25 protein-coding genes are annotated in these 21,487 nt (G+C 72.6%); 7 read left to right on the forward strand and 18 right to left on the reverse strand.

Annotated features, from left to right (window positions below):
* Positions 1–298: 298 nt before the first annotated feature.
* The 6 genes from ACWCRJ_RS18720 to ACWCRJ_RS18745 are packed head-to-tail and all read left to right on the forward strand — an operon-like array spanning position 299 to position 7,477.
* The gene (locus ACWCRJ_RS18720) at positions 299–1,399 is read left to right on the forward strand and encodes an ADP-ribosylglycohydrolase family protein (protein WP_450940295.1); all 1,101 of its coding nucleotides are present in this window, start codon (positions 299–301) and stop codon (positions 1,397–1,399) included.
* Positions 1,396–2,868, forward strand: coding sequence for an ADP-ribosylglycohydrolase family protein (locus tag ACWCRJ_RS18725; RefSeq protein ID WP_450940296.1), 1,473 nt, complete (start codon positions 1,396–1,398; stop codon positions 2,866–2,868). Before ACWCRJ_RS18720 ends, ACWCRJ_RS18725 begins: the two co-directional genes overlap by 4 nt.
* A gap of 7 nt (positions 2,869–2,875) precedes the next feature.
* The gene (locus ACWCRJ_RS18730) at positions 2,876–4,042 is read left to right on the forward strand and encodes an ADP-ribosylglycohydrolase family protein (protein WP_450940297.1); all 1,167 of its coding nucleotides are present in this window, start codon (positions 2,876–2,878) and stop codon (positions 4,040–4,042) included.
* Positions 4,039–5,445, forward strand: coding sequence for an ADP-ribosylglycohydrolase family protein (locus ACWCRJ_RS18735; protein ID WP_450940298.1), 1,407 nt, complete (start codon positions 4,039–4,041; stop codon positions 5,443–5,445). The genes ACWCRJ_RS18730 and ACWCRJ_RS18735 overlap by 4 nt, the downstream gene beginning before the upstream one ends.
* Positions 5,442–6,641 (forward strand): CaiB/BaiF CoA transferase family protein, encoded by a 1,200-nt coding sequence (locus ACWCRJ_RS18740; protein ID WP_450940299.1) that lies wholly within the window; start codon positions 5,442–5,444, stop codon positions 6,639–6,641. The genes ACWCRJ_RS18735 and ACWCRJ_RS18740 overlap by 4 nt, the downstream gene beginning before the upstream one ends.
* The gene (locus ACWCRJ_RS18745; protein WP_450940300.1) at positions 6,638–7,477 is read left to right on the forward strand and encodes an HpcH/HpaI aldolase/citrate lyase family protein; all 840 of its coding nucleotides are present in this window, start codon (positions 6,638–6,640) and stop codon (positions 7,475–7,477) included. Before ACWCRJ_RS18740 ends, ACWCRJ_RS18745 begins: the two co-directional genes overlap by 4 nt.
* Positions 7,478–7,657: 180 nt before the next feature.
* Here the strand turns inward: ACWCRJ_RS18745 and lgt are convergent, their stop codons facing one another.
* The 11 genes from lgt to hisI all read right to left on the reverse strand — a co-directional run bounded on the left by lgt (position 7,658) and on the right by hisI (position 17,048).
* The gene (lgt, locus tag ACWCRJ_RS18750; RefSeq protein ID WP_450940301.1) at positions 7,658–8,710 is read right to left on the reverse strand and encodes a prolipoprotein diacylglyceryl transferase; all 1,053 of its coding nucleotides are present in this window, start codon (positions 8,708–8,710) and stop codon (positions 7,658–7,660) included.
* Between the two features lie 126 nt (positions 8,711–8,836).
* The gene (locus ACWCRJ_RS18755; protein WP_450940302.1) at positions 8,837–9,610 is read right to left on the reverse strand and encodes a DsbA family protein; all 774 of its coding nucleotides are present in this window, start codon (positions 9,608–9,610) and stop codon (positions 8,837–8,839) included.
* Positions 9,611–9,726: 116 nt separating this feature from the next.
* Entirely contained in the window at positions 9,727–10,545 is an 819-nt protein-coding gene (gene trpA / locus ACWCRJ_RS18760; protein ID WP_450940303.1) for a tryptophan synthase subunit alpha, read from the reverse strand.
* Positions 10,542–11,825, reverse strand: a complete 1,284-nt coding sequence (gene trpB, locus ACWCRJ_RS18765; protein WP_450940304.1) for a tryptophan synthase subunit beta — start codon at positions 11,823–11,825, stop codon at positions 10,542–10,544. Before trpB ends, trpA begins: the two co-directional genes overlap by 4 nt.
* Positions 11,826–12,074: 249 nt before the next feature.
* Positions 12,075–12,398, reverse strand: a complete 324-nt coding sequence (trpM, locus tag ACWCRJ_RS18770; protein ID WP_450940305.1) for a tryptophan biosynthesis modulator TrpM — start codon at positions 12,396–12,398, stop codon at positions 12,075–12,077.
* Positions 12,399–12,405: 7 nt separating this feature from the next.
* Positions 12,406–13,215, reverse strand: a complete 810-nt coding sequence (gene trpC / locus ACWCRJ_RS18775) for an indole-3-glycerol phosphate synthase TrpC (protein WP_450940306.1) — start codon at positions 13,213–13,215, stop codon at positions 12,406–12,408.
* Between the two features lie 173 nt (positions 13,216–13,388).
* Positions 13,389–13,892, reverse strand: coding sequence for a DUF2752 domain-containing protein (locus tag ACWCRJ_RS18780; protein ID WP_450940307.1), 504 nt, complete (start codon positions 13,890–13,892; stop codon positions 13,389–13,391).
* 73 nt (positions 13,893–13,965) lie between these two features.
* Positions 13,966–14,238, reverse strand: coding sequence for an HGxxPAAW family protein (locus ACWCRJ_RS18785; protein WP_450940308.1), 273 nt, complete (start codon positions 14,236–14,238; stop codon positions 13,966–13,968).
* A 155-nt stretch (positions 14,239–14,393) separates the two neighbouring features.
* Positions 14,394–15,041, reverse strand: a complete 648-nt coding sequence (locus ACWCRJ_RS18790) for a TIGR02234 family membrane protein (RefSeq protein ID WP_450940309.1) — start codon at positions 15,039–15,041, stop codon at positions 14,394–14,396.
* Between the two features lie 52 nt (positions 15,042–15,093).
* Positions 15,094–16,581, reverse strand: a complete 1,488-nt coding sequence (locus tag ACWCRJ_RS18795) for an anthranilate synthase component I (RefSeq protein ID WP_450940310.1) — start codon at positions 16,579–16,581, stop codon at positions 15,094–15,096.
* Positions 16,582–16,592: 11 nt separating this feature from the next.
* A complete protein-coding gene (gene hisI / locus ACWCRJ_RS18800) occupies positions 16,593–17,048 on the reverse strand; it encodes a phosphoribosyl-AMP cyclohydrolase (protein ID WP_450940311.1) in 456 nt (151 codons plus the stop codon).
* A 169-nt stretch (positions 17,049–17,217) separates the two neighbouring features.
* Between hisI and ACWCRJ_RS18805 the strand changes: the two genes are divergently transcribed.
* A complete protein-coding gene (locus tag ACWCRJ_RS18805; RefSeq protein WP_020115242.1) occupies positions 17,218–17,853 on the forward strand; it encodes a TIGR03085 family metal-binding protein in 636 nt (211 codons plus the stop codon).
* Between the two features lie 71 nt (positions 17,854–17,924).
* Here the strand turns inward: ACWCRJ_RS18805 and hisF are convergent, their stop codons facing one another.
* From hisF to ACWCRJ_RS18840, 7 genes are all read right to left on the reverse strand, one after another.
* A complete protein-coding gene (gene hisF, locus ACWCRJ_RS18810; protein ID WP_005478147.1) occupies positions 17,925–18,680 on the reverse strand; it encodes an imidazole glycerol phosphate synthase subunit HisF in 756 nt (251 codons plus the stop codon).
* A 34-nt stretch (positions 18,681–18,714) separates the two neighbouring features.
* Positions 18,715–19,107 carry a RidA family protein gene (locus ACWCRJ_RS18815; RefSeq protein ID WP_005478148.1) on the reverse strand — a complete coding sequence of 131 codons (393 nt, stop codon included), beginning with the start codon at positions 19,105–19,107 and terminating at the stop codon, positions 18,715–18,717.
* 16 nt (positions 19,108–19,123) lie between these two features.
* A complete protein-coding gene (gene priA, locus ACWCRJ_RS18820; protein WP_450940312.1) occupies positions 19,124–19,846 on the reverse strand; it encodes a bifunctional 1-(5-phosphoribosyl)-5-((5-phosphoribosylamino)methylideneamino)imidazole-4-carboxamide isomerase/phosphoribosylanthranilate isomerase PriA in 723 nt (240 codons plus the stop codon).
* A 2-nt stretch (positions 19,847–19,848) separates the two neighbouring features.
* A complete protein-coding gene (gene hisH, locus ACWCRJ_RS18825; RefSeq protein WP_450940313.1) occupies positions 19,849–20,490 on the reverse strand; it encodes an imidazole glycerol phosphate synthase subunit HisH in 642 nt (213 codons plus the stop codon).
* Positions 20,487–20,651, reverse strand: a complete 165-nt coding sequence (locus ACWCRJ_RS18830; RefSeq protein ID WP_005478154.1) for a hypothetical protein — start codon at positions 20,649–20,651, stop codon at positions 20,487–20,489. Before ACWCRJ_RS18830 ends, hisH begins: the two co-directional genes overlap by 4 nt.
* Positions 20,648–21,250, reverse strand: coding sequence for an imidazoleglycerol-phosphate dehydratase HisB (gene hisB / locus ACWCRJ_RS18835; RefSeq protein ID WP_005478155.1), 603 nt, complete (start codon positions 21,248–21,250; stop codon positions 20,648–20,650). The genes ACWCRJ_RS18830 and hisB overlap by 4 nt, the downstream gene beginning before the upstream one ends.
* The coding region (locus ACWCRJ_RS18840) for an aminotransferase class I/II-fold pyridoxal phosphate-dependent enzyme (RefSeq protein ID WP_450940314.1) at positions 21,247–21,487 on the reverse strand (241 nt) is incomplete at its 5' end. The genes ACWCRJ_RS18840 and hisB, both read right to left, overlap by 4 nt.

Here is a 21,487-nt window from a genome sequence, read left to right on the forward strand (position 1 = left end):
GGAAGGCCGTACTTACCTGGGCACTCACCCGGGCCGACGAGTGTTCGAGAAACCTCCGCCGCTCATTCGTACAGAGCGCTGCACAGATGTCGACCGGGTGATACGAGGGCGTTCCGGCAGCCGGTGGGGCGCCCGGTGTGGCAGAGATCTTCACAGCGGAAGTCTTCGGTCTCCACATCGTGGAATCTCCGCATCTGCAGATCTTCAGAGCGGATCGACCGCCCACCGGGCCCGAGCCGCCCACCGGGCGGGAACGGCCTCAGGGCCAGACCTGCCCTCAGGGCCAGAGAGGCGCCATATGCCTTCCATCGCCTGCATTCCTCCGGTACCGGCGCCGGGGGACGCCGCCGATCTGCGCGAGCGGGCACGCGGGGCCATGCTCGGGCTCGCTGTCGGGGACGCGCTGGGGGCGCCCGCCGAGAACATGAAGCCCTCCGAGATCCGCGCACGCTGGGGGCGCATCACGGGGTACGTGGCCGAGCATCCCTCGGGCACGGACGACACCGAGTACGCCATCTTCTCCGGGCTGCTGCTGGCCCGGCACGGCTCGGCGCTCACCGTCACACATGTGGAGGCGGCCTGGCACCAGTGGATCGCGGACCGGGACGAGGGCCCGTTCCGGGGCGCCGGCTTCAGCGAACGCGGCACCCTGGAGAACCTCCGCCGGGGCCTCGCCGCGCCCATCTCCGCGCAGCACCGGCACGCCTGGAGCGACGGACTGGCCATGCGCGCGGCCCCCTTCGGCGTCTTCGCCGCGGGCCGCCCGGCGGAGGCAGCCCGTCTGGTCGCCGTCGACGGGTCGGTCAGCCACGACGGCGAGGGCATCTACGGCGGCCAGGCGGTCGCGGCCGGGGTGGCGGCGGCGATGGCGGGCGCCCCCACCATCGCCGTGGTCGCGTCGGCCCTCGCCGTGGTCCCGGACGACTCCTGGACCGCCCGTTCCCTGCGCCGGGCGGTCGCGGTCGCCCACCGCGGCGAGCGCGCGGTCCGCTCCGCCGTCGTCATCGGCGGCTATCCCTGGACCGACCTCGCCCCCGAGGCCGTCGCCCTCGCCTTCGGCGCCTACGCGGCGGCCGACGGCGACTTCACCGAGTCGGTGCTGACGGCGGTCAACATGGGCCGCGACGCCGACACGACCGCCGCCGTCGCCGGCGCGCTGGCCGGTGCGACCCGGGGCGCGTCCTCGATCCCGCCCGAGTGGGCGGCGGCCATCGGCCCGGCGCGGGGCAGCTGCCTTCCCTCCATGGCCGGCCATCACGTCCTCGACGTGGCCGAACTCCTGGTCCCCGGCGAGGGCGGCAAGTGGGCCACCGCCACCGCGAGCCCCCTCCCCCACGACGAGCGCCCCCCGACCGCCTTCACCCTGGCCCCGCCCATCCGACCGGAGACGCCCTCATGACCCCACCGACACCGTGGGACGAGACGACACCCACGGCCCCCTCGACGGAGGACGACGACACGCGGCGCACGGCGACGCCGACGGGTACGCCGACGCCTACGGCGTACAAGGAGCCCGCGCGCACGCCCGCGCACACGCGGCACGACAAGCCCGCGCTCACGCCCGCCCACCCGGCGTACGAGCATCCCGGGACGAAGCCGCCCACCCCCGAACCCGCGGTCGCCGTCGGCGAGGTCCCCGTGCAGGGGCCGCCCGCACCCGACGACGAGATCCGCACGCACCGGGCGAGCGGCCGGAACGACCCGGCCGCAGGCGAAGCCGAGGACGATACGGCGCCGCGCCCCCCGCAGGGCTCCCGCATCGAGGGCCTCCTGCTCGGCCTCGCCGCGGGTGACGCCGCCGGCTGGCCCGCCGCCCGCCACCGGGCCGCCCGCATGCCGGAGTGGACCCGCCGTCTCACCCGCGAGCTGGACACCTTCGCCGAGCAGAACGCCACGACCACCCTCCCGGTCCCCATCGCCCTCAACCAACCCCCCGAGCCCCTGCGCCTCGGCCCCTCGGACGACGCGGAATGGGCGGCCTTCGCCGCGGAGGCCCTCCTGCGCGCCGGCGACGCCGCCGCCCTCGGCGACCTCAGCCTGGAACGCCGCACCCGCGCCTCGATCGACCTCTCCTGGAACGCCGTGGCCAGCGAGATCGCCGCCGCGGCCGAACGCGCCCCCGAGGTCGAGTCCGCCGTGCTCCCCCTGCGCGCCCGTATCTCCGTACGCGCCGGCCTCGGCAACCTCGCCACCGGCCTGCGCCCACCGGCCACCGGCCACGACAACCCGCACTACTTCGACGACGCGGCCTGCGTACGCGCCTGCGTGCTCGCCGCGGCCCACCCCGGTGACCCCCGACGCGCCGCCGATCTCGCCGAGTTCGACGCCCGCTACACCCAGGACGGCGACGGCGTGCACGGCGCGCGCGCGATGGCCGCCGCGCTCGCGCTGGCGCTCGTCGGCGCGAACGTCGACGACTGCGCGGCGGCGGCCCTGGCCGAACTCCCCGCAGAGACGGAGATCGGCCGCAACGCGCGCCACGCCCTGGACCTCGCCCACCGCCACAGAAGAGAAGGAACATTCGCTCTGGTCCCGCTCCTGGAACACCAGATCGTCGACCACGTCTACAGCTACGGCATCGCCGCCGCCGAAACGGTCCCCGTGGCACTCGCCCTGGCCACGGCCGCCGAGGGCCGGATCGCCGAGGCCGTCCCCGCCGCCGCCTGCCTCTCCCGCGTCGCCGACTCCGCCCCCGCCCTCGCCGGCGCCCTGACCGGCGCACTCGGCGGCGCCGCCGCCGTCCCCGACTCCTGGCGGAACGCCTGCCGCACCCTCTCCGGGTGCGCCCTCCCCCGCCTCACCGGCACCGATCTCGTACACCTCGCCGAACTTCTCGCAACCACGGAACTCGCCACCCCCGGAGGATGATTCGGGCATGACGCCCTCGAAGGAACCCCCCACCGCAGTGACCCTCGAAGAACGCATCACCGGCGCCCTGGTCGGCGCCGCCGTCGGCGACGCCCTCGGCGGCCCGGTCGAGGGCTACACCCCGGAACAGATCGCCGGACGCCACGGCGGCCGCGTCCACGGCGTCGTCGGCCCCTGGAACGGCGACGACTGGCGCACCGCCCGCCCCATCGCGCCGTACCACAAGGGCGACGGCCACGTCACCGACGACACCCTGATGACCCACGCGCTGATCCGGGTGTACGACCGCGTACGCGACCACCTGGACGCCTACGCCGTCGCCGAGCACCTGGTGCCCGACATGATGACGACCCCGCGCTGGATCCCCGAACTGGAGGCGGAGGCCCTCCCCCTGCAGCGGGTCTTCCTCGCCGAGAAGTGGCTGGTGGCCCGTATCCACTACGGCCACGTCGACCCGCGCGAGGCCGGCACCGGCAACATCGTCAACTGCGGCGCCGCGATGTACATGGCCCCGGTCGGCCTGGTCAACGCGGCCGATCCGCCCGGCGCGTACGCCGAGGCGCTCGACATCGCGGGCGCCCACCAGTCGTCGTACGGCAGGGAGGCGGCGGGCGTGTTCGCGGCGGGAGTCGCGGCGGCGTGCACGCCGGGCGCGACCGCCGAGTCGGTGGTCGAGACGTGCCTCGCCCTGGCGAAGGACGGCACCCGCGCGGCGATCGAGGCCGTGTGCGAAGTGGCCGCCCGCCACAGGGACTTCGAGTCGGCCCTCCGGCCGCTCCGCGAGGCGGTGGCCCCGTTCGACACGGTCGGCCCGGACTACCGCGCCCCCTCGCTGGGCGCCCGCCGCCCCTCCCGCCTGCACGCCATCGAGGAACTCCCCATCGCCCTCGGCATGTTGCTGGTGGCCCGCGGCGACTACCGCCACGCGGTCCTGGGTTCGGTGAACTACGGCCGCGACTGCGACTCGACCGCCACGATGGCGGGCGCCCTGGCGGGCGCGCTGGGCTCGGAGATCCCGTCCGACTGGGCCAAGACCGTGGCGGAGGCAAGCCGCCTGGACCTGCACGCACCGGCCACGACGCTGGCGGAGGTCACCCGCCGGATCCACGCGCAGGACGTACGGCGCCGCCGCGCCCACGAGTCCGCCTTCGCCGCGCTGGCCTCGATCCGGTGACCCCCCTGGCCCCCCTCCGTCTCACCTGGGTCCAGCCGGAGGATCTCCTCGGTCACGAACTCCACCAGGCGGTACAGGACGGCCGCGCGCCCTCGGCCGTCGCCGCCCGCTGGCGAGCGGCCGGCGGCCCCCCGGCGCCCCTGCGCGTCGGCGCCTCCCCCCAGCGGGTCTCCCGCTATCTGCGGCAACTCGCCGAGGACCTGCTGGACGAACTGGCGGACCTGCCGAGCGGGTTGCGGGAGGTGGAGCCGACGGACCTGAGCGGGATCAGGGCGCTGTGCCCGAACTGGCCGGCACCCTCGTCCGCCCCCGGCGCCCCGGCCGCACCACACCGGCCCTCCCCGGCCGCGTACCTCCCCCGCCTGGAAGCCGCCTGGCTCGGCCGCGCCGTCGGCTGCCTCCTCGGCAAACCCGTCGAGAAGCTCCCCCTGTCCGCGATCCGCGCGCTCGCGCGGGCGGCCGGCAACTGGCCCCTCACCACCTGGTTCACCGCCCGCGGCGTCCCCGCGGAACTCCTCACCGCCCACCCCTGGAACCGTCGCTCGGCCCCCACCTCCCTCGCCGAGAACATCGACGGCATGCCCGAGGACGACGACCTCAACTACCCCCTGCTGAACCTCCTCCTGCTCAACCGCCACGGCCGCGGCTTCACCACCACCGACGTGGCCACGCTCTGGCTCGACGAACTCCCCGCGGGCCGCACCTTCACCGCCGAACGCGTCGCCTACCGCAACCTCCTCAGCGGCATCGAGCCCCCGCACACCGCCCGCCACCGCAACCCGTTCCGCGAATGGATCGGCGCCCTGATCCGCGCCGACGTCCACGGCTGGACCAACCCCGGCGACCCGGGCGGCGCGGCCGAACAGGCCCACCGCGACGCCACCCTCACCCACACCGCGAACGGCGTCTACGCGGCGATGTTCGTCGCGGCCACCATCGCGGAAGCGGCCACCGGCACCCACGACATCCACCACTGCCTGCGCACCGGCCTCACGGTCGTCCCCCCGGACTCCCGTCTGGCGAAGGCGATCCGCCACGCCCTGCGACTGGCCACCGCCCACCGCGACTTCGACACGGTCGTCGACGAACTCCACGCCACCTACGCCGACCACCACTGGGTCCACGTCCTGCCCAACACGGCCCTGCTCACCGCCGCCCTCACCCACGCCGACGGCGACTTCACCGCCTCCATCTGCCGCGCGGTGTCCGGCGGTTGGGACACCGACTCCAACGGCGCGACGGCGGGCGGCATCGCCGGTCTGCTCACCGGCTCCCCGGACACGCTCCCCGAGCGCTGGACGGCCCCCCTCAAGAACCGCCTGGCCACCTCGATCGCCGACCTCAACGGCACCGGCTTCGACACCCTGGCCCACCTCACCCTCCGGGAGACCCCCCACCCATGACCCAGGCGTACGACCCCCCGCTCTCCCACCTCCGCGTCCTCGACCTCGCCACCCTCTTCGCCGGTCCCCTCGCCGCCACGATGCTCGGCGACTTCGGCGCGGAGGTCATCAAGGTCGAGCACCCCACGAAGTCGGACCCGTCCCGCGGCCACGGCCCCTCGAAGGACGGCGTGGGCCTGTGGTGGAAACTGCTGGGCCGCAACAAGCGCACCCTGACGCTGAACCTCTCCACCCCCGGCGGCCGGGACACCCTGCTGCGCCTGGCCGCCACCGCCGACGTGGTCATCGAGAACTTCCGCCCCGGCACCCTGGAGAAATGGGGCCTCGGCTGGAAGGAGCTGTCGGCGGCGAACCCCCGCCTGGTCCTCGCCCGGGTCACCGGCTTCGGCCAGTTCGGCCCCTACGCCCACCGCCCCGGCTTCGGCACGCTCGCCGAGGCGATGAGCGGCTTCGCCGCGATCACCGGCGAGCCGGACGCCCCACCGGTCCTGCCCCCCTTCGGCCTCGCCGACTCGATCGCGGGTCTGGCGACGGCGTACGCGGTGATGACCGCCCTCGCCGCGCGTGACCGGACCGGCGAGGGGCAGACGGTCGACATGGCGATCATCGAGCCGATCCTCACCGTCCTCGGCCCCCAACCCCTCTGGTACGACCAGCTCGGCCATGTCCAGCCCCGCACCGGCAACCGCTCCGCCAACAACGCGCCCCGCAACACCTACCGCACGGCGGACGGCTCCTGGGTGGCCGTCTCCACCTCCGCCCAGTCGATCGCGGAACGGGTGATGCGCCTGGTCGGCCGCCCCGAGCTGATCGACGAGCCCTGGTTCGCGTCCGGGGCGGAGCGGGCCCGCCACGCGGACGTCCTGGACGAGGCGGTCGGCGCGTGGATCGCCCGCCACACCCGCGAGGAGGTCATCGAGGTGTTCGAGAAGGCGGAGGCGGCCGTCGCCCCCATCCAAGACATCACCGACGTGATGACCGACCCCCAGTACCGGGCCCTGGACACCGTCACCACCGTGGACGACCCCGATCTCGGACCGTTGCGCATGCAGAACGTCCTCTTCCGGCTCTCCGCCACACCCGGCGCGATCCGCTGGGCGGGCCGCGCCCACGGCGCCGACACGGACTCGGTCCTCACCGAGCTGGGCCTGTCGGACACGGACATCGAAACCCTCCGCAAGGAGGGCGCCCTGTGACCCCCATCCCCCTGACCTGGCTGTACGTCCCCGGTGACCGTCCAGAGGTGGTCACCAAGGCCCTGGCCTCCGGCGCGGACGTGGTGATCGTGGACCTGGAGGACGCGGTGGCCCCGGACCGCAAGGCCTACGCCCGCGCGGCCACGGCCGACCTCCTCTCGGCCCCGCCCCCCGTGCCCGTCCACGTACGGGTGAACGCCCTGCACACACCGGACGCCGAACAGGACCTCAAGGCCCTCTCGCCCCTGCCCGGCCTGTCGGCGCTCCGCCTCCCGAAGGTCACCTCCCCCGCGGAGGTCGCCGCCGTCGCGGAGGGGACCGCTCACGCGGAAGGAGGCGCGATCCCGCTGTACGCCCTCCTCGAATCAGCCCTGGGTGTCGAACGTGCCTACGACATCGCCACCGCGCATCCCGCGCTGCGCGGCATCGCGCTCGGCGAGGCGGACCTCCGCGCCGACCTGGCCGTCCACCACGACCGGGCCCTCGACTGGCCCCGCTCCCGAGTGGTCCTCGCGGCGCGCGCGGCCGGCCTCCCCTCACCGGCCCAGTCGATCCACCCCGACATCAAGGACCTCGAAGGCCTGGCCGTCTCCTGTGCGCACGGGCGCGCCCTCGGCTTCCTGGGCCGCGCCGCCATCCACCCCCGCCAGCTCCCGGTCATCGAGCGCGCCTACGCCCCCACCCCGCAGGAGGTGGAATCGGCCGAGGAAACCCTCAGGGCCGCGACCACCACCCCCGGCGCCCAGGCCCTCCCCGACGGCCGCTTCGTCGACCCGGCCGTGGTGGCCGCCGCCCAGAGAACCCTGACCCTGGCCAACCGCCCGACCAGACACTGAAGCCTGTGCTCCTCGCCCACGCCTCCGCGGGCCAAGGTCTTCGAGGCCCGCTGGGCCTGGTTCTTCAGGGGCGCGGGGAACTGCGCGAGAAGCCCCACCGGTGCCGCGGCAGCCCCGAGCCCAGAACACCCACCCGCCCCCACAGGGGCAGATGGGTGCTCGGACAACTACGGGTACGGGTCAGCTCTTCTCCGCGGACTCGGCCTTCTTCCCGACCACGGAGTCGGAAACCTCCGCATCCTTCTTTTCCTCGACGTCCTCGACGCTCTTGTCCTTGACGCTCTTGTCCTTGACGCTCTTGTCCTTGACGTCGTCGACATCCTTCGCGTCGGCCTTCCCCGAGGCCTCCGCCGACTCCGTGTCCCCGTCGTCCTTCCGGTCCACGGCGGCGGCGCCCTCGTCCCCACCCCCGTCGGAGACCCCCGGCTCGACGACCTCTTCCCGCCCCGGCCGCTTCCGCGCCGACAGGACCAGATAGATCACCGCGAGGACGAAGACGAACAGCGCGGTCCAGTTGTTGAGGCGCAGCCCGAGGATGTGATGGGCCTCGTCGACCCGCATGTACTCGATCCAGAACCGCCCGACGCAGTACGAGGCGACGTACAGCGCGAACGCCCGCCCGTGCCCGAGAGTGAAGCGCCGGTCCGCCCAGATGACGAGGAGCGCGACGCCGATGCACCACAGCGACTCGTAGAGGAAGGTCGGGTGGTACGTGCCCGGCAGCCGTCCGTCCGTGGAGGACGTGATCTCCACGGCCCACGGGAGATCGGTCGGCTTGCCGTACAGCTCCTGGTTGAACCAGTTGCCCCATCGCCCGATCGCCTGCGCGAGGGCGATGCCGGGCGCGACGGCGTCGGCGTACGCGGGCAGCGGGATCCCGCGCCTGCGGCAGCCGATCCACGCACCCACCGCGCCGAGCGCGATCGCGCCCCAGATGCCGAGCCCGCCCTCCCAGACCTTGAAGGCGTCGACCCAGTCACGGCCCTCGCTGAAGTACAGCTCGTAGTCCGTGATCACGTGGTAGAGCCGCCCGCCGACCAGGCCGAAGGGCACGGCCCAGACGGCGATGTCGGCGATCGTGCCGGCCTGTCCGCCCCGTGCGACCCAGCGTTTGTTGCCGAGCCAGACGGCTACGAAGACACCGATGATGATGCAGAAGGCGTAGCCGCGCAGCGGGACGGGACCGAGGTAGAGCACCCCGCGCGACGGGCTGGGAATGTAGGCAAGTTCCATGGCAGGGTCGACGCTACCCTGCCGGGCCCGGCCGACGGCGGGCGGCCCGGCAACGGGTCCATAACGCCGTGTCACCTCTGCCTCGACGCCTCACCGCCCCCGGCGGCACCTCGGCGCACACACCGCTCACCCCTTTGCCCTCGCCTCCACCATCTGCTTCAGCTTGGCGGGGGTCATGGACTGGTCCGCGTAGATGTTGGTGCCGTTGAGGAAGACGCTCGGCGTGCCGGAGAAGCCGCCCTTCTGGAACGCCTCGTTCGACTTCGCGACCCAGCTGTTGTGCTTGCCGTCCTCGACGCAGGTGCGGAAGGGCTCGGTGTCCAGTCCGTCCACCTTCTTCGCCAGGTCCAGGAGCTTGGTCTCGTCGGCGAAGTCGTCGTTCGTCTCGGGCGGCTGGTTCTCGTAGAGCACGTCGTGGTAGGCCGGGAAGCCGCCCTCGTTCTGCGCGCAGGCGGCGGCGTTGGCGGCCTTGCGGGAGCCGCTGCCGCCCATGTTCCCGTCGATCAGGGTGGCGAGGTGGTACTCGACCTTCAGCTTCCCGGCCTCGGTCAGCTCGTGGATCGTCGAGCGGTAGGCGTCCTCGAAGGACTTGCAGGCCGGGCAGCGGAAGTCCTCCCACACCGAGAGGGTCGACTTCGCGCCGGGGTCCCCGACGGGGATCGCGAGGCTGTCCTCGCCGTTGGCCCCCGAGGGTGCCACGACCGGGCCCGCGCTGTCGGCGTCGTCCTTGCCCGCGTTCGCCGCCACGACGCCGATCACGGCGGCCAGTCCCAGCACGCCCAGCACCGAGGCGCCCACGATCAGGCCCCGGCGGCGCTTCTCGGCGGTCTTCTGCTTCTCGCGCTCCTCCGCCAGCCGTTCCCGGGCGGTGCGCTTTCCCTCACGGTTCTTCTCGCTCACATCCCGCAGAACGAACCGGGGAGGCGCACCGCGCCTCCCCGGTCCCACTTCCACCCGTTCGAGTGAGCGTTCTGCCCGTTACGTCCGGTCAGCCCCGTACGACAAACGGGTGAACGTCACGCACCCCGGCGTACGCCCTTCGCGAGGTCGCCCGCCAGTTCGCGCACGGCGTCCAGACCGGCCGCCTCGTCGGGAGCGTCCAGCATCCGCTTCACGAACGCGGAGCCGACGATCACGCCGTCGGCGAACCCGGCGACCTCGGCAGCCTGCTCCGCGTTGGAGACGCCGAGCCCGACACAGACCGGCAGGCCGGAGCCCGTGGCCCGGGTGCGTTCCACCAGGTCCTGGGCCTGCGCGCCGACCGACTCCCGGGTGCCGGTGACCCCCATCAGCGAGGCGGCGTAGACGAAGCCGCTGCCCGCCGCGGTGATCTCGGCGAGACGGGCGTCCTTACTGCTGGGCGCGACGACGAAGACCGTGCCGAGCCCGTGCTTCTCGGCGTGCTCCCTCCACAACGCCGACTCCTGGACGGGCAGGTCGGGCAGGATGCAGCCCGCACCGCCCGCCTCCGCGAGTTCGGCCGTGAAGCGTTCGACGCCGTAGCGGTCGATGGGGTTCCAGTACGTCATGACCAGGACGGGCTTCCCGGTGGCCTCGAAGGCCTCCCGGACCGTACGCATGACGTCCGCGATTCTGACGCCGCCGCGCAGGGCGATGTCGTCGGCGGTCTGGATGACGGGGCCGTCGAGGACCGGGTCGCTGTGCGGCAGCCCGACCTCGACGACGTCGGCGCCGCCCTCGAAGACGGCCTTGATCGCGGCGATACCGCCGTCGACGGTCGGGAACCCGGCCGGCAGATAGGCGATGAGCGCGGACCGGCCCTCCGCCTTGGCGGCGGCGAGGGTGTCGCTCAACAGCTGGATGTTCCCGCTCACTTGGCGTCCCCCTCGATCTCGGCGAGATCGGCCGCGTCGGCCGCGACCTCGGCGTCGGTGTCGTACAGGCCGAAGTAGCGCGCGGCCGTGTCCATGTCCTTGTCGCCGCGCCCGGACAGGTTGACGACGATCAGCCCGTCCTTGCCCAGCTCCCTGCCGACCTCCAGGGCGCCGGCGAGCGCGTGGGCGCTCTCGATCGCCGGGATGATGCCCTCGGTGCGCGACAGCAGACGCAGCGCCTGCATGGCCGCGTCGTCGGTGACCGCGCGGTACTCGCCCCGGCCGCTGTCCTTCAGGTACGCGTGCTCGGGGCCGATGCCCGGGTAGTCGAGGCCGGCCGAGATCGAGTACGGCTCGGTGATCTGGCCCTCCTCGTCCTGGAGGACGTACGAGCGCGAGCCGTGCAGGATGCCGGGTTCACCGGCGGTGAGCGTCGCCGCGTGCTCGCCGGTCTCGATGCCGTGGCCGGCGGGTTCGCACCCGACGAGGCGGACGTCCGCGTCCGGGATGAAGGCGTGGAAGAGGCCGATCGCGTTCGATCCGCCGCCCACGCAGGCGACGGCCGCGTCGGGCAGGCGCCCGGCGCGTTCGAGGATCTGGCGCCGCGCCTCGACCCCGATGACCCGGTGGAAGTCGCGGACCATGGCGGGGAAGGGGTGGGGGCCGGCGACCGTTCCGAACAGGTAGTGCGTGCGGTCGACGTTGGCGACCCAGTCCCGGAACGCCTCGTTGATGGCGTCCTTGAGGGTCCGCGAGCCGGATTTCACGGCGATGACCTCGGCGCCCAGCATGCGCATGCGGGCGACGTTGAGGGCCTGCCGCTGGGTGTCGATCTCGCCCATGTAGATCGTGCAGTCGAGTCCGAAGAGCGCGCAGGCCGTGGCGGTGGCGACGCCGTGCTGGCCCGCTCCCGTCTCGGCGATGACCCGCGTCTTGCCCATGCGCCGGGTGAGCAGGGCCTGCCCGAGCACATTGTTGATCTTGTGCGAACCGGTGTGGTTCAGGTCCTCACGCTTGAGGAACACCCGTGCCCCGCCGGCGTGCTCGGCGAACCTCGGCACCTCGGTGAGCGCACTGGGCCGCCCGGTGTAGTGCACGAGCAGGTCGTCGAGCTCGCGCGCGAACTCGGGGTCGTGCTTCGCCTTGTCGTACTCCACGGCGACCTCGTCCACGGCGGCGACCAGCGCCTCCGGGATGAACTTGCCGCCGAACGCGCCGAAATACCCCTCGGCGCTGGGAACCTGACCCTCGGGGTCGGGAATGAAGAACTCACTGGACATGCGGATACCTCGCAGGGGCATGGCCCCGAAGTTGGCCGGACTATGACTCGCGGTGACTTTCGGCGATCACGTACGCGCGCCGCCCCTGGCGCCGTCGACCCACCGCCGCGGGTTCACCCGCCACTACGGCGAGCGATCACTACGGCGAGCGACCACGACGGTGTCGATCGGCGGTGCCGAACCGACCGGAAGCGCCCTCGGCGACCGTCGGGGCGAGAACACCCGGCGGTCAGGGAAGGCGGACGCGGCTCAGCTGCCCGCAGGGCATCGGCGCGCACGTGACCGGGGCCATCGCATGCCGTTCACCTGACCCGGCTCGTCACCGATGACGTACCGGACCCGGCGCCCGTGGACCCGGCGGGCGGGTGCCCGGCAGCCACGGGGACGGCACCCGCGCGCGAGGCGGGCGTAGGGGTCCCTGGTCGTCATGGAGATCGAGAACATCGGGGCACAGCCTACCGGCCCCGGCTCACCCGTGTGGGTGACCTCGGCCGATACGGAGGCTCCCTCGCACCCCGGCGCCCCGGCCGGGACGGATCCCGGCCGGTCGGCGGCGAAGGCGCGGGCGGTCATGGCGGGATCAGCCCCGCCCGTGCCGCAGCGCCGGGTGCTCGCCCGCGGCGACGAGGTCGGCGACGGCGGTCTTGGGGTCCTTGCCGGTGACGAGGGACTCGCCCACGAGGACGGCGTCGGCGCCGGCGTTGGCGTAGGCGATGAGGTCGTGCGGGCCCCGGACGCCGGACTCGGCGATCTTGATGAGGGAGTCGGGGATCTCGGGGGCCACCCGCTCGAAGGTGGTGCGGTCGACCTCCAGGGTCTTGAGGTTGCGGGCGTTGACCCCGATCACCCGGGCACCGGCGTCGACCGCGCGTTCGACCTCGTCCTCGTCGTGGACCTCGACGAGCGGGGTGAGCCCGATCGACTCGGCCCGCTCGATCAGCGACTCCAGCGCCGGCTGGTCGAGGGCGGCGACGATCAGCAGCACGACATCGGCGCCGTACGCCCGCGCCTCCCACAACTGGTACGAGGTGACGATGAAGTCCTTGCGCAGGACGGGGATGTCCACGCGCGCGCGGACGGCCTCCAGGTCGGCCAGCGAGCCGCCGAAGCGCCGCTGTTCGGTGAGGACGGAGATGATCGCCGCGCCACCCGCCTCGTAGTCGGCCGCGAGACCGGCCGGGTCGGCGATGGCGGCGAGCGCGCCCTTGGAGGGGCTGGACCGCTTGACCTCGCAGATCACCTTGACGCCGTCGCCGCGGAGCGCGGCCGCGCCGTCCTTGGCCGCAGGAGCCTTCGCCGCGCGCTCCTTGAGCTCGTCGAGGCTGACGCGCGCCTGCCGTTCCGCGAGGTCGGCACGGACTCCGTCGATGATCTCGTCGAGCACACTCACGCGAGCGGCCCCCCTTTCAGACGGTGGAAATCGGTGACAACGTTTGACCGTCACGCATTGACAGTCGAGCGGTTCTCATGGTTCGGGCAGTTCACTGTGATGGTATCCGCAGGAGGGCGTAGGCCTCGCATCCGGTTGACGGCGGTCCCACTACCTGGACGTTCACCGTTTGATCAAGGATGGAGCCAGCCACCGAACGGCAGGTTCCGGACAACCGTGAAGACCAGCGCCGACGCGCCGAGCGCCCACATCTGCACGGGTCCCAGGCGCAGGCGCAGGGATCGTCCGCGCGCGGTACGGACCACCCATACGGTCCACAACACCGCGAAGCCCAGGAAACCAGCCACGGCCAGCGCGTTGTCGGTGAGGGCGGTCGCGAGGTCGCCGTGCGCGAAGGCGTGCGCGCTGCGCAGACCGCCGCAGCCGGGGCAGTACAGGCCGGTGAAGCGCCACAGCGGACACACCGGGTAGTGGCCGGGTTCGTTGGGGTCCACGGCCGCGACGTACGCGAAGGCCCCGCCGACGGCCGCGAGCACCCCGGCGGGCACCGCCAGCGCGCGGAGCGTACGCCCGGTGGTCCTCGGGGGGCCGCCGATCGCGGCGGTCGCATCGACCGGATCTGCGCCGTGGACGCGCGGCGGCGCGGTCGGCTGGGTGTCGGCGTTCACACACCGCATTGTGCCCCGCGCGCGCCGTACGCGCGCCGGAGGGACGGCCCGCGGTGACACGGGACCGTCCCTCGGGCGGGGGTCAGCCCTTGGCGCCGGCCGGCTCGGGGGTGGTCGCGCTCTGCGCGCGGACCGCCGGCGTCTCGTACGCGGCGTGCGCGTCCTTCGGCTGACCCATGCCCATGGCGCGCATGACCATGCCGACGACGCCGCCGAGGACGACGATGACCATGCCGGCCCAGAATCCCAGCGGCTGGGCCATCACCATGTAGGCGCCCGAGACGCAGAAACCGATGAAGGCGATGGTGACGCCGGTCCAGGCGGCCGGGGTGTGACCGTGGCTGCTGCCCGCCATGACTTGCTCCTCGTTGTTCATTGCGTCGTGCTCGATGCGTGACGCTCGATGCCTGTGCTGAGTCGGACGCTCGTCGTCCATTGTTCCGTACGGGTACGGGTGCCATGAGCGGGGGTGTCCACTCTCACGTTCCCCACTCCGTGCGGCCCGGCGCCTCAGGCCGGGCCGGGCCCCGTGGGATCCTCGCCCCGGTCCAGGGCCTTCCACATGTCCTCGGGCCGGTCGGGGTCGACCGGCCGGACCTTGCGCGGCCGGGGTGTGCCGTCGCGTTCGTAGCGGCCGGACATCGCGGGCCACTGCCGTCCGTAGCGCAGCGCGAGCAGCCCGGCGAGCAGGATGAGCGCGCCACCGGCGGCCGCGACGTACGGCCAGCCGGTGTGGCTGAGCGCGTCGACGGTCGCGGCGGTGTCACCGGAGGCCTCGGCCGCCTTGTCGTCGAGCGCGGCGCTGTCCTGGGCGCCGAGCAGCGCGGCGGCGATGATGCCCGCCCCGGAGAGGGCGAGCAGCGCGGCGACCAGGACGCGCCCGGACCGGCGTACGGCGAAGACGGCGACGAGCGCGGCGAGACCCACCACGGCGAGCGCCGCCGGCACGCCCGTGACGTCGCTGCCCTGGGCGGTCAGCGGGAAGTCGCCGCCCGCCAGCGAGATGGTGCCCTCCGACCAGCGCTGTCGGCCGGCGAGCAGCGCGACGGCCGCGCCGAGGGCACCGCTGAGCAGCGCCAGGGCGAGACTGCGCCGGCCGGCACGGACGGACGCGGGTTCGGAACGGGGGTGGTCTGGTGCTGCGGTCACGTACTCCACTATCGCCTGCCCCCCGGGTGGATCGTCACCCGGGGCGCACGTGAGAAGCGCCCTACTCTCCCAGCCGGTTGGCCGTGTGCACCGCGCGCAGGACCGCCGCCGCCTTGTTGCGGCACTCGGTGTCCTCCGCGAGGGGGTCGGAGTCGGCGACGATGCCGGCGCCGGCCTGGACGTAGGCCGTGCCGTCGCGCAGCAGTGCCGTGCGGATGGCGATGGCGGTGTCGGAGTCGCCCGCGAAGTCGAGATAGCCGACGCAGCCGCCGTACAGGCCCCGGCGGGAGGGTTCCAGCTCGTCGATGATCTGCATCGCGCGCGGCTTGGGGGCGCCGGAGAGGGTGCCGGCGGGGAAGCAGGCGGTCAGGACATCGAAGGCGGTGCGGCCCGCCGCGACCCGGCCGGTGACGGTGGACACGATGTGCATGACGTGGGAGTACCGCTCGACGGACATGAAGTCGACGACCTCGACCGAGCCCGGTTCGCAGACCCGGCCCAGGTCGTTGCGGCCCAGGTCGACGAGCATCAGGTGCTCGGCGCGCTCCTTGGGGTCGGCGAGCAGTTCGTCGGCGAGGGCCTGGTCCTCCTGCGGGGTCGCCCCCCGGTGCCGGGTGCCGGCGATGGGGTGGACCATGGCCTGCCCGTCCTCGACCTTGACCAGGGCCTCGGGGGAGGAGCCGACGACGTCGAAGCCGTCGAAGCGGAACAGGTACATGTACGGGGACGGGTTGGTCGCCCGCAGGACGCGGTAGACGTCCAACGCGCTTGCCGTGCACGGGGTTTCGAAGCGCTGGGAGGGGACGACCTGGAAGGCCTCGCCGGCCCGGATGCGCTCCTTGATGTCCTCGACGGCCGCCTGGAAGTCGGGGCCGCCCCACAGCGCGGTGTACTCGGGCAGCTCCGAGGGCGGCAGGGCCGCCGGGGGCTGGGCGACGGGCCGCGTGAGGTCGGCCTCCATGGCGTCGAGGCGGGCGACGGCGTCGGCGTGGGCCTCGTCGACGCCCGTGTCCAGGTCGTTGTGGTTGATGGCGTTGGCGATCAGCAGGACCGAGCCCTCCCAGTGGTCCATGACCGCCAGGTCGCTCGTCAGCAGCATGGTCAGCTCGGGCAGCTTCAGATCGTCGCGTCCGCCGGGGCCGATCTTCTCCAGGCGGCGCACGATGTCGTAGCCCAGGTAGCCGACCATGCCGCCGGTGAAGGGGGGCATGCCCTCCTGGTGGGGCGTGTGGAGGGCCTCGATGGTGGCGCGCAGGGCGGCGAGGGGGTCGCCGTCCACGGGGACGCCGACGGGCGGGGTGCCGAGCCAGTGGGTCTCGCCGTCGCGGGCGGTGAGGGTGGCGTGGCTGCGGACGCCTACGAAGGAGTAGCGAGACCATTTGAACGCCGTGCGGCCGTTCTCCGCGGACTCCAGCAGAAAGGTGCCGGGCCGCTCGGCGGCGAGCTTGCGGTAGAGCCCGACCGGGGTGTCGCCGTCGGCGAGGAGCTTGCGGCTGACGGGGATGACCCGGCGGTCGTCGGCCAGTTTGCGGAACGTCTCAAGGTCCATGGCGGCTGACCTTACTGATCCAGTGACGGTACGTCGGAACCGGCGCCGCTCCCGACGCCTTCCACGGCCTTGAGGACGTCCTCGTCGAAGCAGGTGCGGGCGCCGGTGTGGCAGGCGGCGCCGACCTGGTCGACCTTGACGAGGACGGTGTCGGCGTCGCAGTCCAGGCTGACGGACTTCACCCACTGGAAGTGCCCGGAGGTGTCCCCCTTCACCCAGTACTCGCGGCGGCTGCGCGACCAGTACGTGCAGCGGCCGGTGGTGAGCGTGCGGTGCAGTGCCTCGTCGTCCATCCAGCCGAGCATGAGCACCTCACCGGTGTCGTACTGCTGGGCGATGGCGGGCAGGAGTCCGTCGACGCCGCGCTTGAGGCGGGCGGCGATCTCGGGGTCCAGCGCGCTGGGAGTGCCGGGGCCGGCGGGGGCTCCGGGACGGTGGGGGCTGCTGGAGGACGGCGTGCTGGTCATGCGTGCCATTGTGCCGCGCCGGGCCGGGCGGCCTCGTCCGTTGTCCACAGGCCGGACCCTCTTGTCGTACGAATGACCGGTCCGTCGGGCGACCGTCCGGGTATCCGTGGCCACGCATCGGCCGGACCTGCGCTGGGCGTGGGGGTGGCCCGGTCGTAGGCTGGCTGTCATGTCTACCCATGCCAAGCGTGAACGGCTTCTCTTCGCCGACCTGTTGGAGACCGCGGGCCCCGAGGCTCCCACCCTGTGCGAGGGCTGGACGACCCGTGATCTGGCCGCGCACGTGGTCGTGCGCGAGCGCCGCCCGGACGCCGCCGGGGGCATACTCATCAAGCAGCTCGCCTCGCGTCTCGACCGGGTGATGGAGGAGTTCGCCGCCAAGCCGTACGAGGAGCTGATCCAGCTCGTGCGTACCGGTCCGCCGCGTTTCTCGCCCTTCAACCTCAAGCAGATCGACGAGGCGTCGAACACGATCGAGTTCTACGTCCACACCGAGGACATCCGCCGCGCCCGTCCCGAGTGGACCCCGCGCGAGCTGGACCACGTCTTCCAGGACGCCCTGTGGTCCCGCCTGGAGCGCACGGCCCGCCTCATGGGCCGCCGCTCCCCCACCGGCCTGGTCCTGCGCCGCCCCGACGGGCGGACGGCGGTGGCGCATCGCGGCGCCCCGGTCGTCACCGTCACCGGCGAGCCCGCCGAGCTGCTGCTGTTCCTCTACGGCCGTCAGCAGGTCGCCGATGTCGAACTGGAGGGCGAGAAGGAGGCGATCGCCAAGCTGCACGAGACGAAGCAGCTGGGCATCTGAAGCCCGACCGCCTGCTCCCCGACGCCTGGTCCCGGCCCCCCTCGGGCGGCCGGGACCAGCGGGGCGCGAGGTCACCGCACCGGGTGACCCGCTCCGCGCAGCGCGTTCTTGACCTCGCCGATGCGCAGGTCGCCGAAGTGGAAGACGGAGGCGGCGAGGACGGCGTCGGCGCCCGCTTCGACGGCCGGGGCGAAGTCGGCGAGCCGGCCGGCGCCGCCGGAGGCGATGACGGGGACGGTGACGTGCTTGCGGACGGCGGTGATCATCTCCAGGTCGTAGCCGTCCTTGGTGCCGTCCGCGTCCATGGAGTTGAGCAGGATCTCGCCGGCGCCAAGTTCGGCGGCGCGGTGGGCCCACTCCACGGCGTCGATCCCGGTGCCCTTGCGGCCGCCGTGGGTGGTGACCTCGAACGATCCGGCCTCGGTGCGGCGGGCGTCGACCGACAGGACCAGCACCTGGCGGCCGAAGCGCTCGGCGATCTCGCGGATGAGGTCGGGGCGGGCGATCGCCGCCGTGTTGACGCCGACCTTGTCGGCACCCGCCCGCAGCAGCTTGTCCACGTCCTCGGCGGTACGGACGCCGCCGCCGACCGTCAGCGGGATGAACACCTGCTCGGCGGTGCGGCGCACCACGTCGTACGTCGTCTCGCGGTTGCCCGACGAGGCGGTGATGTCCAGGAACGTCAGCTCGTCGGCGCCCTCGGCGTCGTACACCTTCGCCATCTCGACGGGGTCGCCCGCGTCGCGCAGGTTCTGGAAGTTGACGCCCTTGACGACCCGGCCGTTGTCCACGTCCAGGCAGGGGATGACTCGGACCGCCAGGGTCATGAATCCACGGCTCCTAACAAGGGTTCTGGAGGGCCTAGCCTCTGAATGCTTCGATCTCTACTTCGACGAGGATGCGCGGGTCGACGAAACCCTCGACGACCAGCAGGGTCGCGGCCGGACGCACCGGGTCGAAGATCTCCTTGTGGGCCCGCCCCACGGCCTCGACGTCCCTCATGTGGGTCAGGTACATCCGCGTGCGGATCACGGCCTCGGCGCCGAGGCCGAACTCGCCGAGCGCCTGGACCGCGCTGGTGAAGGCGACCTTGGCCTGTTCGTACGGGTCGCCCTCCCCGTGCAGTACCTCGCCCCTGAAGGCCGTGGTGCCCGCCACCAGGACGCGGTCGCCCGCCGCGACGGCGCGCGCGAAACCGATGGACTCCTCCCAGGGACTCCCGCTCTGCACCCGTCGCACGCCTTCGGACGTCATGACGCTGTGCCCGTTCTCACGACGTGACCTCCAGTGCCTCTTCCAGGGTGAACGCCTTCGCGTACAAGGCCTTGCCGACGATGGACCCCTCGACACCGAGGGGCACCAGTTCGGCGATGGCCCGCAGGTCGTCGAGGGACGACACGCCGCCGGACGCCACGACCGGGCGGTCCGTCGCGGCGCACACGTTGCGCAGCAGCTCCAGGTTGGGGCCCTGCAGGGTGCCGTCCTTGGCGATGTCCGTGACGACGTAGCGGGCGCAGCCCTCCTTGTCGAGGCGCTCCAGCGTCTCGTACAGGTCGCCGCCGTCGCGGGTCCAGCCGCGGCCGCGCAGGGTGGTGCCCTTCACGTCGAGGCCGACCGCGATCCTGTCACCGTGCTCGGCGATGACCTTGGCGACCCACTCGGGCGTCTCCAGGGCGGCCGTGCCCAGGTTGACCCGGGTGCAGCCGGTGGCCAGGGCCTTCGCCAGGGAGGCGTCGTCCCGGATGCCGCCGGACAGCTCGACCTTGATGTCCATCGCCCGGGTGACCTCGGCGACCAGGTCCCGGTTGTCGCCGGTGCCGAACGCGGCGTCCAGGTCGACCAGGTGCAGCCACTCGGCGCCCGCGCGCTGCCAGGCGAGGGCGGCCTGAAGCGGGGAGCCGTAGGAGGTCTCCGTGCCGGACTCGCCGTGGACGAGCCGGACCGCCTGGCCGTCACGGACGTCGACGGCGGGAAGGAGTTCGAGCTTTGCCATGGCTACAGGGTTCCGATCCAGTTGGTCAGCAGCTGCGCTCCGGCGTCGCCGGACTTCTCGGGGTGGAACTGGGTGGCCCACAGGGCGGCGTTCTCCACGGCGGCCACGAAGGGCTTGCCGTGCGTCGACCAGGTGACCCTGGGGGCGGTGAGCGCGGGGTTGTGCGTCTCCAGGGACCAGTCGTGGACGGCGTAGGAGTGCACGAAGTAGAAGCGGGCGTCGGCGTCGAGGCCGGCGAAGAGCCGGCTGTCGGCCGGGGCCTCGACGGTGTTCCAGCCCATGTGCGGCACGATCTCGGCCTGGAGCGGCTCGACGGCGCCGGGCCACTCGTCGAGGCCCTCGGTCTCCACGCCGTGCTCGATGCCGCGTGCGAAGAGGATCTGCATGCCGACGCAGATGCCCATCACCGGGCGGCCGCCGGAGAGCCGGCGGTCGATGATCCAGTCGCCGCGCGCCTCCTTCAGCCCCTTCATGCAGGCGGCGAAGGCGCCGACGCCGGGCACGAGCAGCCCGTCGGCGTTCATGGCGCGGTCGAAGTCACGCGTTATCTCGACCTCGGCGCCGGTGCGTGCGAGGGCGCGCTCGGCGGACCGCACGTTGCCGAAGCCGTAGTCGAAGACGACGACCTTCTTGGGTGCGCTCAATTCCACACCTCCAGCCTCATGACACCGGCGACCAGACACATCGCGGCGCCGACGGAGAGCAGCACGACGAGCTGCTTCGGCATCCCCTGCTTGACGAAGGAGATGATCCCGCCGACCAGGAAGAGGCCGACGACGATCAGGACGGTCGACAGGCCGTTCACAGCGCGCCCTTCGTGGAGGGCAGGATGCCGGCCGCGCGCGGGTCGCGCTCGGAGGCGTAGCGCAGGGCCCGCGCCAGGGCCTTGAACTGGCACTCGACGATGTGGTGCGCGTTGCGCCCATAGGGCACGTGCACGTGCAGCGCGATCTGGGCCTGGGCGACGAAGGACTCCAGGATGTGCCGGGTCATCGTGGTGTCGTACTCGCCGATCATCGGCGCCATCTTCTCGGGCTCGGTGTGCACGAGGTACGGGCGGCCGGAGAGGTCGACGGTGACCTGGGCGAGGGACTCGTCCAGCGGGACCGTGCAGTTGCCGAAGCGGTAGATGCCGACCTTGTCGCCGAGGGCCTGCTTGAAGGCGGCGCCCAGCGCGAGGGCGGTGTCCTCGATGGTGTGGTGGGAGTCGATGTGCAGGTCGCCGTCGGTCTTCACGGTCAGGTCGAACAGACCGTGGCGGCCGAGCTGGTCGAGCATGTGGTCGTAGAAGCCGACCCCGGTGGAGATCTCCGTCCGGCCCGTGCCGTCGAGGTCGATCTCGACGAGGACCGAGGTCTCCTTGGTCGTCCGTTCGATTCTGCCGACGCGGCCTTGGCGAGTCATGCGTGCTGCTCCTTCTTCAGTTGACGTACCGCGTCGAGGAACGCGTCGTTCTCGGCGGGAGTTCCGGCGGTGACCCGCAGCCATCCCGGCACGCCGTTGTCCCGGACCAGGACGCCCCGGTCGAGGATGCTCCGCCAGACCTCGTGCGCGTCCTCGAACCTGCCGAACTGCACGAAGTTCGCGTCGGACTCGGTCACCTCGTAGCCGAGGGCGCGCAGTTCGGTGACGAGCCGGTCC

The sequence above is a fragment of the Streptomyces sp. NPDC002324 genome, assembly GCF_053593335.1.